Source organism: Prochlorococcus marinus str. MIT 1013 (assembly GCF_027359395.1).
GTDB lineage: Bacteria > Cyanobacteriota > Cyanobacteriia > PCC-6307 > Cyanobiaceae > Prochlorococcus_B > Prochlorococcus_B marinus_E.
The window spans coordinates 1,050,484-1,063,454 of the sequence record NZ_CP114778.1; the positions used below are offsets into that span (position 1 = coordinate 1,050,484).

The 12,971-nt window shown below is 37.7% G+C and carries 12 protein-coding genes; 8 read left to right on the forward strand and 4 right to left on the reverse strand.

The features are described 5' to 3' along the window. Positions 1–2 precede the first annotated feature (2 nt). The gene (gene gpmI / locus O5633_RS06410) at positions 3–1,628 is read left to right on the forward strand and encodes a 2,3-bisphosphoglycerate-independent phosphoglycerate mutase (protein WP_269608810.1); all 1,626 of its coding nucleotides are present in this window, start codon (positions 3–5) and stop codon (positions 1,626–1,628) included. Positions 1,629–1,638: 10 nt separating this feature from the next. Beyond that, a complete protein-coding gene (secG, locus tag O5633_RS06415) occupies positions 1,639–1,869 on the forward strand; it encodes a preprotein translocase subunit SecG (protein WP_269608811.1) in 231 nt (76 codons plus the stop codon). 171 nt (positions 1,870–2,040) lie between these two features. Here the strand turns inward: secG and groL are convergent, their stop codons facing one another. Beyond that, entirely contained in the window at positions 2,041–3,669 is a 1,629-nt protein-coding gene (gene groL, locus O5633_RS06420; protein WP_269608812.1) for a chaperonin GroEL, read from the reverse strand. 64 nt (positions 3,670–3,733) lie between these two features. Then, positions 3,734–4,045, reverse strand: coding sequence for a co-chaperone GroES (groES, locus tag O5633_RS06425; RefSeq protein ID WP_269608813.1), 312 nt, complete (start codon positions 4,043–4,045; stop codon positions 3,734–3,736). Positions 4,046–4,269: 224 nt separating this feature from the next. Between groES and atpD the strand changes: the two genes are divergently transcribed. Both atpD and atpC read left to right on the forward strand, forming a co-directional pair. Next, positions 4,270–5,736, forward strand: coding sequence for a F0F1 ATP synthase subunit beta (gene atpD, locus O5633_RS06430; RefSeq protein WP_269608814.1), 1,467 nt, complete (start codon positions 4,270–4,272; stop codon positions 5,734–5,736). A 57-nt stretch (positions 5,737–5,793) separates the two neighbouring features. Next, a complete protein-coding gene (gene atpC, locus O5633_RS06435) occupies positions 5,794–6,201 on the forward strand; it encodes an ATP synthase F1 subunit epsilon (RefSeq protein WP_269608815.1) in 408 nt (135 codons plus the stop codon). A 50-nt stretch (positions 6,202–6,251) separates the two neighbouring features. Here the strand turns inward: atpC and O5633_RS06440 are convergent, their stop codons facing one another. Next, the gene (locus tag O5633_RS06440) at positions 6,252–6,752 is read right to left on the reverse strand and encodes a 30S ribosomal protein PSRP-3 (RefSeq protein WP_269608816.1); all 501 of its coding nucleotides are present in this window, start codon (positions 6,750–6,752) and stop codon (positions 6,252–6,254) included. A 203-nt stretch (positions 6,753–6,955) separates the two neighbouring features. Further along, entirely contained in the window at positions 6,956–8,275 is a 1,320-nt protein-coding gene (locus O5633_RS06445) for an aminopeptidase P N-terminal domain-containing protein (RefSeq protein WP_269608817.1), read from the reverse strand. Positions 8,276–8,371: 96 nt separating this feature from the next. Between O5633_RS06445 and O5633_RS06450 the strand changes: the two genes are divergently transcribed. Genes O5633_RS06450 through O5633_RS06465 form a run of 4 tightly spaced genes read left to right on the forward strand, consistent with a single transcriptional unit; the run spans position 8,372 to position 12,964 of the window. Then, positions 8,372–9,364: a CNNM domain-containing protein gene (locus tag O5633_RS06450; RefSeq protein WP_269608818.1), complete on the forward strand. Its 993-nt coding sequence runs from the start codon at positions 8,372–8,374 to the stop codon at positions 9,362–9,364. After that, positions 9,361–10,683 (forward strand): GTP-binding protein, encoded by a 1,323-nt coding sequence (locus O5633_RS06455; protein ID WP_269608819.1) that lies wholly within the window; start codon positions 9,361–9,363, stop codon positions 10,681–10,683. The genes O5633_RS06450 and O5633_RS06455 overlap by 4 nt, the downstream gene beginning before the upstream one ends. Further along, positions 10,680–11,264 (forward strand): nicotinate-nucleotide adenylyltransferase, encoded by a 585-nt coding sequence (locus O5633_RS06460; protein ID WP_269608820.1) that lies wholly within the window; start codon positions 10,680–10,682, stop codon positions 11,262–11,264. Before O5633_RS06455 ends, O5633_RS06460 begins: the two co-directional genes overlap by 4 nt. Further along, complete coding sequence (locus O5633_RS06465) at positions 11,264–12,964, forward strand: NAD+ synthase (protein ID WP_269608821.1); 1,701 nt, start codon at positions 11,264–11,266, stop codon at positions 12,962–12,964. The genes O5633_RS06460 and O5633_RS06465 overlap by 1 nt, the downstream gene beginning before the upstream one ends. Positions 12,965–12,971: the final 7 nt, after the last annotated feature.

The following is a 12,971-nucleotide window of genomic DNA, read 5'->3' on the forward strand; positions in this document are numbered from 1 at the left end:
GAATGTCAAACAGTAACCCCGCTGTTTCAATAAGCAAAGATCAAGTAGCGCCAGTCGTATTGGCTATACTTGATGGTTGGGGGCACTCTGACGAAATCAAACATAATTCTATTAAACAAGCATCCACACCTGTAATGGATGCCTTATGGCATGCCTATCCCCACACTCTTATTGAAGCCAGTGGTGCAGATGTTGGTCTCCCAGATAATCAAATGGGAAACTCTGAAGTTGGACACTTAACTATTGGCGCAGGTAGGATAATTCAGCAAGAATTGGTTCGCATATCTAATACAGTTAAAGAAAATAAGTTAATTAAAAACACAGCTCTTAATGAATTTTCAGAAAATTTAAAAAAGAATGAAGGAACTCTTCATATCATGGGCCTTTGCTCTGATGGAGGAGTTCATAGCCATATCAATCATTTGTGCGGATTAATTCAATGGGCTTCTGAAAAAGAACTCAAAAAGGTCTCATTACATCTTTTCACTGATGGGAGAGATACTTCTGCAAAAAGTGCATCAAAATACATAAAGAAAATAGAAGCTACAATTAAAGCAACTGGAATAGGGGAGATCTCTTCAATCTGTGGCAGATATTGGGCTATGGATCGAGATAATCGATGGGAAAGGACTTTAAAAGCCTATGAACTACTTACTAATCCAGACTTTTTAATTAGCGATTTAACGGCAGAAGAAAGTTTAACTAAAAGCTATGAAGAAGGAATAACAGATGAATTTATAGAACCCATTAGGCTTTCTTCTTCCTTCTTAAAAGATGGAGATGGAGTGGTTTTTTTTAATTTCCGCCCTGACAGAGCTAGGCAATTAGTAAAGGCTCTCAAATTAAAAGATTTTGATGGCTTTGAGAGAGCAAATAAAAGAGATATTGACTTACTGACTTTTACACAATATGAATCAGGACTTCCTGTATCAGTTGCTTTTCCACCTGAGCCTCTAAATGATTTGTTAGGTCAAGTTGTCTCTAATCATGGATTAAATCAATATCGGACAGCTGAAACTGAAAAATATCCACATGTAACGTATTTTCTAAATGGGGGTATTGAAAAACCATTAAAAGGGGAAGTTAGACACCTTGTTCCATCTCCAAGAGTTGCAACTTACGATCTACAACCTGAGATGTCAGCTGACGATCTCACTGAAAGTTGTATAAAAGCAATTGAAACTGGAATTTACTCATTAGTTGTAATTAACTTTGCAAATCCAGATATGGTTGGACATTCTGGAATAATGAAAGCAGCTATCAAAGCTAATGAAAAAGTTGATAGCTGCGTTGGGAAATTATTAAATTCAATAGGTAAGTTGGGAGGATCTCTTCTAATAACCGCAGATCATGGTAATTCTGAAATGATGGTTGGCCCAGATGGCCAACCATGGACTGCACATACAACAAATCCAGTTCCGGTTATACTTATAGAGGGTGAAAAGCGAAAATTGAGTGGATATGGAAATGATATAAAGCTTCGAGAAAGCGGAGGTGGATTGTCTGATTTAGCTCCAACTCTTTTACACCTTTTAAACTTACCAAAACCAAAAGCAATGACTGGTGAAACTCTTATTGAACCAATTAACTTACCTAAAAAGCCAAATCTAATTCCTCAGCCCGCATAATAAATAAAAAATGATTATTCCACTATTATCTTGGGCATGGGCAATTTCAGGGATTTTTCTAATACTTTTAGTTCTTCTTCATAGCCCAAAAGGAGATGGAATGGGTGGTCTAGCATCAAGCGGAAGTTCTATGTTCTCTAGTGCCAGTAGTGCCGAATCAACCTTAAATAGAGCAACATGGGCTTGTCTTATATTATTTTTGACTCTTGCTGTTATTCTTAGCGCTGGATGGCTAAAATAAAGCTAATACCTTGAGTTTTTATAGCCTTAATTGAGATATTATTCGATCTTAATTTTTATAATTATTAACGCATTATTGATCAAGTAAGTGGATATTGATTTTTAATAAAAAAATCGGAGAGAAAGCTTTACGCTATCTCTCCGATTTTTTTTATTAAAGATAAATGATTAATTAATAATCAAAATCTCCTCCCATTCCACCTGCGGGGGCTGCCTCTTTTTTCTCAGGTAAATCAGCAACTATGCATTCAGTTGTGAGAACCATTCCAGCTATTGAAGCAGCATTTTGCAATCCAGAGCGGGTTACCTTGGCTGGATCCACAATGCCCGCAGAGAGCATATCTACATATTCGCCAGTTGCGGCGTTATATCCATCATTAACTGGCTTAGATTTAACATTCTCGGCAACAACTGCTCCATTAGCTCCGGCATTTTCAGCTATGCGCATAAGTGGAGAAGTAAGAGCAGCCTCAACAATATTTGCTCCAATTAATTCCTCGCCTGAAAGATTAGCTGAGGACCAATCGCCTAGTGAAGGAGCTAAATGAGCAAGCGTAGTGCCACCGCCAGGAACTATTCCCTCTTCAACTGCAGCTTTAGTTGCATTAATAGCATCCTCTAAACGAAGTTTCTTATCTTTCATCTCAGTCTCAGTTGCGGCTCCAACCTTCACAACAGCTACGCCACCGGATAGTTTAGCCAATCTTTCTTGAAGCTTTTCTTTGTCATAAGTTGAGTCAGTCTCATCCATTTGCTTCTTAATTTGTTCGCATCTAGCCTTAACAGCTACCTCATTACCTTCAGCGACAATTGTGGATGTGTCTTTATTAATGGTGACTCGCCTTGAAGTACCAAGCATATCAAGAGTGGCATTTTCAAGTTTTAAGCCTGCATCCTCAGTTATGAGTTGTCCATTTGTTAAAACAGCCATATCTTCGAGCATCGCTTTTCTGCGATCTCCAAAACCAGGAGCTTTAACCGCTGCAACATTTAAAACACCTCTAAGCCTATTAACCACCAAAGTAGCTAAAGCTTCTTTTTCTATGTCTTCAGCAATTATTAAAAGAGGCTTACCAGTTTTTGCTACTTGTTCTAAAACAGGAACAAGATCTTGAACTAAACCTATTTTTTTGTCCGTAAGCAATATATAAGGCTCATCCAACACTGCTTCCATTCTCTCAGTATCGGTTGCAAAGTAAGGAGAGATATATCCCTTATCAAAGCGCATTCCTTCAGTGACCTCTAACTCAGTGGTCATTGATTTTCCTTCTTCTAGAGAAATAACACCTTCTTTGCCAACTTTATCCATTGCATCAGCAATCATTTTGCCAACTTCTTCATCATTACCAGCAGCAATAGTGCCACACTGTGCAATTGCATTACTGTCACTGATGGGTTTCGAATGATCTTTTATTTTTTCAACCAAAAATTCAGTTGCCTTATCAATTCCCTTTTTCAAAGTAATTGCATTCGCTCCTGCAGCAACATTTTTTAAACCAGCTTTGACCATTGCATGAGCAAGAACTGTTGCTGTGGTTGTGCCATCTCCTGCCGCATCATTGGTTTTAGACGCAGCTTGACGAATTAGAGCAACTCCAGTGTTTTCAATGTGATCTTCGAGTTCTATTTCTTTAGCGATTGTTACACCATCATTGATTATTTGAGGTGCACCAAACTTTTTCTCTAGAACAACATTACGACCTTTCGGTCCTAAAGTGACTGCGACTGATTCAGCCAAAATGTCAATACCTCGCTCGAGTGCACGGCGGGCTTGCTCGTTGTAAATGATGCGCTTAGCCATAAGAGGCGATTTCCTTTAATTTCGAAAAGTTTTTTGGTTTGGACTTCAGCTGAAAAGCTGAGTTTTAGTTGACGACAGCCAGAATGTCTTTCTCTGAGAGAAGTACGTACTCATCGCTGCCAAGTTTGATATCAGTACCTGCGTACTTACTGTAGAGAACATTGTCTCCAACACTTACTTCAGGAGATTGACGAGAACCATCTTCGTTACGTTTTCCAGGACCAACCTGAGCAACTTCACCGACTTGAGGTTTCTCTTTAGCAGTGTCGGGAAGCAATATGCCTCCCGCCGTCTTCTCTTCTGATTCAGAAACTTTTACAAATACACGATCTCCAAGTGGCTTAACAGTGGAGACGCTGAGAGATACAGCTGCCATAAATTAGTGCAGTAGCAGAAAAAACAAAAAGCGCTTAGCGCTGACTCGATAAAGAGTATTACTCATTACCAACGGTATTAATTTATGCATCTAAGTACTCTCAAGACCACATATATTCTGTGCGGTTGACCGAACACTAAAAAAAAATGCCTGTGAAGTGGTAGTCTAAGCCGCTGATAAGAGTATGCAAATCAGAGCATGCTCACAAAGTTTCTAGTTATCTTATGGCCGCTTCTGCTACCGCTACCGTTGGAACTAAGGGTATTGTTCGCCAAGTAATTGGTCCTGTTTTAGATGTTGAATTCCCAGCGGGCAAACTCCCTTCCATCCTTAATGCTTTAAGGATAGAAGGCAAAAATCCTGCTGGGCAAGATGTTGCACTGACTGCAGAAGTTCAACAATTACTAGGTGATCATCGAGTTAGAGCCGTTGCCATGAGCGGAACTGATGGATTAGTTAGAGGTATGGAAGCTTTAGATACTGGAGCTCCCATTTCTGTACCTGTTGGTGAAGCAACGCTTGGAAGAATTTTTAACGTCCTAGGTGAACCGGTTGATGAGCAGGGCGATCTTAAAAACGTAACAACTTCACCAATACACCGTTCAGCTCCAAGCCTTACAGACTTAGAAACCAAACCAAAAGTATTTGAGACAGGTATTAAAGTTATTGATTTGCTTGCTCCATACCGTCAAGGTGGAAAAGTTGGTTTATTTGGAGGAGCAGGCGTAGGAAAAACAGTTCTCATTCAAGAGCTCATAAACAATATTGCTAAAGAACATGGAGGAGTCTCAGTTTTCGGGGGAGTTGGAGAAAGAACAAGAGAAGGTAACGATTTATATGAAGAATTTAAAGAATCTGGCGTTATCAATTCAGAAGATCTAACCAAGTCAAAAGTAGCTTTGTGCTTTGGTCAAATGAATGAGCCGCCAGGGGCAAGGATGAGAGTTGGCCTATCAGCTTTAACGATGGCTGAGCATTTTCGTGATGTAAACAAGCAAGATGTTCTTTTGTTCATTGATAATATTTTCAGATTTGTGCAGGCTGGATCAGAAGTATCTGCATTATTAGGTCGTATGCCCTCAGCTGTTGGATATCAACCGACATTAGGAACTGACGTTGGAGAACTTCAAGAAAGGATTACCTCAACCCTTGAGGGATCCATTACCTCAATTCAAGCTGTTTATGTACCTGCTGACGACTTAACAGATCCTGCTCCTGCTACTACTTTTGCTCATCTAGATGCAACTACTGTTCTAGCAAGAGCTCTTGCTGCTAAAGGTATTTATCCTGCTGTTGATCCACTTGACTCAACTAGCACCATGTTGCAGCCATCTGTTGTGGGTGATGAGCACTACCGCACAGCCAGAGCAGTGCAGTCAACACTTCAAAGATACAAAGAATTGCAGGATATCATTGCTATTCTAGGATTGGACGAACTTTCAGAAGAAGATAGAAAGACAGTAGATCGTGCACGAAAAATTGAGAAATTCCTATCTCAGCCATTCTTTGTAGCTGAAATATTCACAGGCATGTCGGGTAAATATGTGAAATTAGAGGACACAATCAAAGGCTTCAACATGATTCTTGCAGGAGAACTAGACCATCTGCCTGAGCAAGCTTTCTATCTTGTTGGAAGCATTGAGGAAGTAAAGGCTAAAGCAGAAAAAATAGAATCTGAAGCAAAAGCCTAAAAATCTTTTTTCATACTCAAAAACCTTCAGCCAACGTTTTTCTAAAATCCTCAAGAAATGACTTTAACTCTACGAGTGCTTGCTCCTGATCAGAGCGTATTTGACGATACAGCTGATGAAATAATACTTCCAAGCACTACTGGACTATTGGGAATACTACCCGGTCACATTTCAATGGTTACAGCTATTGATTTTGGCGTCCTAAGGGTTTTTAAAAACGGCAATTGGGATTCAATCGCCCTATCGGGAGGCTTCGCAGAAGTTGAATCCAATGAAGTTACAGTTTTAGTAAATAAAGCTGAGTTAGGCAGAAATATTGATTCTGCTCAAGCTGAGGCTGAGTTAGAACAAGCTAAAAATCAACTAAATCAAACTCAAGACAAAGATACCTCCCCTGAAAAGATTAAGGCTCAAGAAGCATTGAATAAAGCGAAAGCTTGGTTTCAAGCTTCAAAATCTGACTAAAAGTTAAAAAAAAATTTTTTCTTTGAGCAAAAATTTTGTTCAATTATTATTTATGCCGTACCGCAGAAGGTTACATCAGGGAATTTAACTTTGGCTTGTTCTAAGGTTTTTCCTTTCCCTTCCTCTTGCCAATAATTAATCACCTCTGTCGCTTTGTTTAATACTTCCACTCTTTCATTATCAGTAATCCAACTTTTTTCTTCCAATTGAGACTTTAGTGTTTCCCATGCATCCTCTCTTGGCCAAAAGAAATAGGCTGTAAGTGGACTAGGTCCTCCTCCAACAATTTGATCAACAGCTAAAGCTACGTTGTCTGGCAACCAAAGAATTTTCAATAAAAATCTCCCTTCATCTGCCTTTGGGGTATGTCCTGAAGGGACTCCATCTGCATCTATCGTTGCAGTTGCCAATGCTGCAGCACCTCCAAGTGCACTTGGTCGACCTGATTTTGTCTCTTCAGAACTAACTTTTCCTTGATTTTCAGATTGTGTGCTTGCCTCAGTACTTGTTACATCTTCTTGAACAGTACCAGCCTCTTCAGAAACCATCATTTCTAAGTTTTCAACTAGCTAACAAAGTACTAACTTAACAGGAACCAGGACCTATTTGAATTACTAGAGTAGGAATTCAATAGGTTTTCTACTATTCGATAATGATGAGATTATGAAAGTAGAAAAATGTTTGGGGAAATTCAATTAAACATAGACAAATTAATTAAACAGATTTTCTTAAAATAATCACTTAATAAATTCAATTAATTTTCCAAATCAATCACATTCTTAGCCGCACTACTACTCAATACTTCTACAGAATCTTTTGTTACTAAAACATCATCTTCAATACGAATCCCAATGCCCTTCCACCTCTCATCTATCTCAGGCTGACCCTCTGGTACTGCTAAACGGTCGCTGATGTAAATACCAGGTTCAACTGTTAAAACCATACCAGGCTCAAGTTTCATATGATAATCACCAAGTCGATATGCCCCCACATCATGAACATCTAGACCTAACCAATGCCCAGTTCGATGCATATACAAATGGGAGTAAGCTTCTTGTTCAATTATCGAATCCACTTCACCTACTAATAGGCCAATATCAATTAAACCTTCAACAAGATGCTTTAAAGCAGTCATATGTACATTCTCCGCGTTACCACCCGGACGAACACATCGAATTGCGGCTTCTTGAGCTTTGAGAGTGATTTCATATAAAGCTTTTTGTTCTACAGAAAACTTGCCATTAGCAGGAAAGGTTCTTGTTATATCACCATTGTAATAATCACCCAAAGAGCAGCCTGCATCTATCAAAACAAGCTCTCCATCTCTTATGTCTGAATTATTTGCTGTGTAATGAAGTACGCATGCATTATCTCCTGAAGCAACTATTGAGCCATAAGCAGGTCCTCTTGTCCCCTTTTCAAGAAAATATTTTTCTATTTGAGCCTGTAAGTCTCTCTCATTCATCCCTGGGCGAGCAAATCCTCTAACTATTTCATGGCCCTCTGCAGAAATTTCTGATGCAATACGCATCCTTTCTATTTCAAACACATCCTTACGAAGTCTCAGATCATGAAGTATTGGGCAAGGTGCAATCATTGACAACGGAGCGAAACCACTCCTTGGAAGTTTTTGTAAATGCTCAGACCAAGTTTTCAAGACCAAAGGTTCCAAACTTGGATGTTTCCCAACTCGAAAAGCAATCCCTTCAGCTCCTTTTAAATAATGAGGTAAAAGGTTTGGTAATTCATTTAAAGGATGAGATATATCAACATCAAAATTATCTAAAACTCCTTTTGTTCCCCACCTAAAGCCTGTCCAAACCTCTGCTGCAGACTCTTTAGGCAATACGAACAATACATATTGCTCCCCCTTGGGTTTATGAGGTAAAAACAACGCCACTGCATTGGGCTCATCAAAACCAGTTAAATACCAAAAATCACTATTTTGCCTGAATGGATATTCACAATCTGCATGATGAGTAACGAGTTCTGCAGCGGGGATAATAGCGGCATATTCGCCTAAATGTGACAAAAATATGTCTCTACGGCGACGATAAACGCTTGAATCAGCCACAAAAATAATCCTATTTACTCTTAAGGATGGCAAGAGAACTAACTTAGTGGAAAAATAAAAACAAAAGATCCTTACTCTCTCAAAAATCTTTAGGCGATGAGCCAAGACATTTTGCTGTTAACTGCTCTTATAGCGTTTATTTTAATGGGTTCTGCAATGTGCTCAGGGATAGAAGCAGCATTATTGGCTGTCAACCCATTACGCGTACATGAGCTTGCCAGAAGAAAACCAAAAGTACTAGGAGCTAGAAGATTAGAAAAATTACGTCACCGCATTGGAAGAACTCTAACTGTAGTAACCATTGCTAATAACAGTTTCAATATTTTTGGAAGTTTAATGGTTGGTAGCTACGCAAGTTTTATATTTCAAAATAGAATCGGAAATGTAAAACCAATATTTTTTATTGGCCTAACCATTCTTGTTTTACTTCTTGGAGAAATTGTTCCTAAAGCACTCGGCACAAGGCTTGCATTGCAAATAAGTTTAACAAGTGCTCCTGTCCTTGATTTCCTAAGTGTAATTATGCGTCCATTGCTAATAGTTCTTGAACGTCTACTACCTATTATCACTGCAAAGAGCGAGCTTACAACAGACGAAGAAGAAATAAGACAGATGGCTAGACTTGGATCCCAAATAGGTCAAATAGAAGCAGATGAGGCTGCAATGATATCCAAAGTCTTTCAGCTTAATGATCTTACTGCTAAAGATCTAATGACTCCACGCGTTGCTGCTCCAACACTTCCAGGAAGAGTTTCTTTGCAATCTGTTAAATCAAACTTAATAGAAAATAATGCCACATGGTGGGTAGTATTAGGTGAAGAAGTAGACAAGGTTGTTGGTGTTGCTAATCGTGAAAAGCTATTAGCCTCTTTACTTAAAGGAGACTCTCATTTAACTCCTTACGACCTAAGCGAAAATGTAGAATTTGTACCAGAAATGATTCGAGTAGACAGACTACTTCTTGGTTTTAATGAAGACAAAAACGGAGTCAGAGTTGTGGTCGATGAGTTTGGTGGATTTGTTGGTTTAATTGGAGCAGAAGCTGTCTTGGCCGTTTTAGCTGGTTGGTGGAGGAAATCAAATAAATGATAAACAAAAGAGATATACCTAATAAATGCAATTTTTCCCTTAATGAATGGAAAAAAAATTTAAATCTTACAAATTACGAGAGATCAAAATATGAAGACATTTTAAATCAACTTGATTTTCAAATAAATAAATTACAAAGGAAAGAACTACAAATATCAGTTTACGGTCGAGTTGGAGTTGGTAAATCAAGCTTATTAAATGCATTAGTTGAAAAGCAAATATTCCCAACAGATATACTCAACGGTAATACAAAGACTAGTAGCTCTTATCAATGGTGTAAAAGATTTAAAAGCTTAAACAAGGTTGAACTAATAGACTCACCTGGTATAGATGAAATAAATAATTCTAATAAAGAAGAAATACATTTTAATTATGTATTAGATACAGATTTAATTCTTTTTGTAATTGATAGTGACATAACACGAATCGACTTGGATTCCATTGAAGAGCTATTAAGGAATAACAAACCCATACTACTAGTTTTAAATCGTTGTGATCAATGGGATAAAAAAGAGACGAAACTAATCCTCTCCAGTATTCACAGAAAATTATCATTTTACAAACAAAAGATTAAAATCGCTCTAGTATCTTCATCGCCAAGAGAAGCAAAAATAAAACCAGACGGAACTATTAGAAGTGAAAAAAAAATGCCTAAAGTTGATATTCTCAAGAACGAACTTAAAGATATTATTGATCAAAGCGGTGAATTATTCCTTTCTATAAATAGTCTAAGAATTGCAGACCAATTCTACAAATTATTAAAGGAGGGACGACTACTGAAAAAGAGAGAAGCAGCACAAAGTTTAATCGGCAAATATGCAACTTTAAAAGCCTCAGGAGTAGCAATTAATCCCTTTATAATGATTGACCTTATTACCGGTCTAGCTTTTGATAGTGCTCTTATTATCCAACTAAGTAAATTATATGGTTTAGAAGTAGGTGGTCCCTCCGCAAGACAATTAGTAAAAAAGCTTAGTTTTCAAAATTCATTACTAGGAGGTGCACAAATAGGAATACAAATTACTTTAAATATTTTCAAGCAAGTACTGATCCTTGCTGCACCTCTTACTGGAGGATTAAGCCTTGCGCCTACAGCTCCTATAGCAATTGTTCAAGCAGTTCTTGCTATTCAAACGACAAAGCTTATAGGTCGTCTCGCAGCTTATAAATTTCTAATGGGGACAAATAGGAATGATGGCAGGCCTAGATTAATGTTGAACTATCTTCTCAAAAGAAATTCAGACTTAAGAATAATGCTTGGTGACTTTAAATTTCTGAGATCAAGTACGGAAAAAAATAAAAATTATTTATTGCCATGAAAGCCGAAATAAATTCAATAGCCTTATTTGGTACAAGCGCTGATCCACCGACTCTTGGTCACGAGGCCTTGTTGAGTGAATTAACAAAAATCTTCCCAAAAGTTATAACATGGGCAAGTGATAACCCTGATAAAAAGCATCAACTTCCACTTCTAAAAAGAACTCAGCTTTTAAGAATTCTGGTAAAAAAAATCTCACATCCTAAATTAGAGATAGTTCAAGAATTAAGTAGCCCTAGGACAATTCATACTTTAACAAAAGCTCTCCAACTATGGCCTGAAGCTAGTTTTAGTTTTGTTATTGGTAGTGATTTAGTTCTTGAAGTTCCAAAGTGGCTTAATGCTAAGTCTATTCTTAATAAAGCAACAATAGCTATCGCGATGAGAGATGGATGGCCAATTAGCGATAAACAATTAAAAGAGATTAAAAAACTTGGAGGTGAATTTAATCTATTACCTTTTAAAATACCTGAATCATCAAGTTCAAAATTTAGAGAGAGACCTCAAGAAGGACTTGTCCCTCGAGAACTTGTCCCGTTTCTTCTTGAAGAGAATCTTTACGGTCTCGCGGACAGCAGATAATGAAATTAGCATTAGCCCAACTCAATCCAGTCATTGGAGATCTCGACGGCAATGCCGAGAAAATATATGAAGTGTGCGAAGAGATCAAAAACAAGGATGTGGATCTAGTAATAACACCAGAGCTTTCTTTGATCGGCTACCCTCCAAAAGACTTATTATTTAATCCACGTCTATTTGAAAAGGAAAAAGATGTACTAAACAAATTAAGTAAAAGGTTAAGTAATCTTAGGCAAAACTTATCTGTATTACTAGGTATTGCAGAACCAACTCCAGATATAGATATTCCTAAACTCTACAATTCAGTTGTTATTTTAGAAAAAGGTACTTGGAGAATCGTAGCGAGGAAGCAACTCCTACCCACTTACGATGTTTTTGATGAAAAACGTTATTTTCGTTCTGCAAAGAATAGTAGTGTTTTAAATTTTAATTCCCAAGAAAAACTTTGGAAGATCGGCATAACTATTTGTGAAGACATATGGGTTGAGCAAAATCTTCAAAATGAAAAGATTCGAGGAAAAGATCCTATAAAATCTCTAGAAAAAGAAAAATTAGATTTGCTTATCAATCTTTCAGCTTCTCCATTTATTGAATCGAAAAGTTTATTACGCCAACGAATAGCTGCCAAAGCAGCGATTCGTCTTTCATGCCCAGTGATCTATGTCAATCAAGTAGGAGGAAATGATGAATTAATCTTTGACGGTTCTAGTTTTGCTCTTAATAAGAAAGGCGAGTTACAACAAGAACTTCCTGCCTTTAAAGAGTCAGTTTCCCTTTTTGACACATCTTCCCTCAAACAACAACCTTCCATATCAAGTACATATCCAACATCACAGGAAGTACTTTTCAGAGCTTTAGTTCTTGGAGTTAAAGATTATGCAAGAAAATGTAATTTCAACAGTGCCGTTATTGGATTAAGTGGGGGGATCGACTCAGCTCTAGTAGCAACTATTGCAGTAGCAGCTTTAGGCATCTCTAAAGTACATGCGATTTTAATGCCCTCTCCATGGAGTTCAGCAGGATCTGTAAAAGATGCAACGACATTAGCTAATCGACTTGGAATAAAGCATCAAAAGATTCCGATTTCAGATGTAATGAATAGTTTTAACGATGTTTTATCCAATTCAACATGGGGTATACCAACTGGTATCACAGCTGAAAATCTACAATCTCGTATTAGAGGAACAATCTTGATGGCTGTAGCAAATCAAAAAAAACATTTGCTTCTATCTACAGGAAACAAGTCAGAACTGGCCGTAGGATATTGCACCCTTTACGGAGACATGAACGGAGGTTTGTCTGTAATTGGGGATCTTTACAAGACAAGTGTATTTGATCTATGTAATTGGATAGATAGTGAGTCGTCATGCAGTTGTAGAAATGATTTCCTTCTCCCTGAAAAAGGAGAAATTATAAGCTCTGAAATAAGAAACAAACCTCCCAGTGCTGAATTACGACCAGAACAATTAGATAGTGACTCTTTGCCTGATTATTTCATTCTTGATCCAATACTTAAAGGATTAATTGAAGAGCACTTACCAATTGAAATCCTCATAGAAAAAGGATTTGATAAAAAAATCGTACATAAAGTAGCCAACTTATTAAAGAACGCTGAATTCAAACGTTATCAAGCACCTCCTTTATTGAAAATCAGTAATCAAGCTTTTGGAAGTGGGTGGAAAAAGCCAATAGCGTCAAGATAAATCCTTT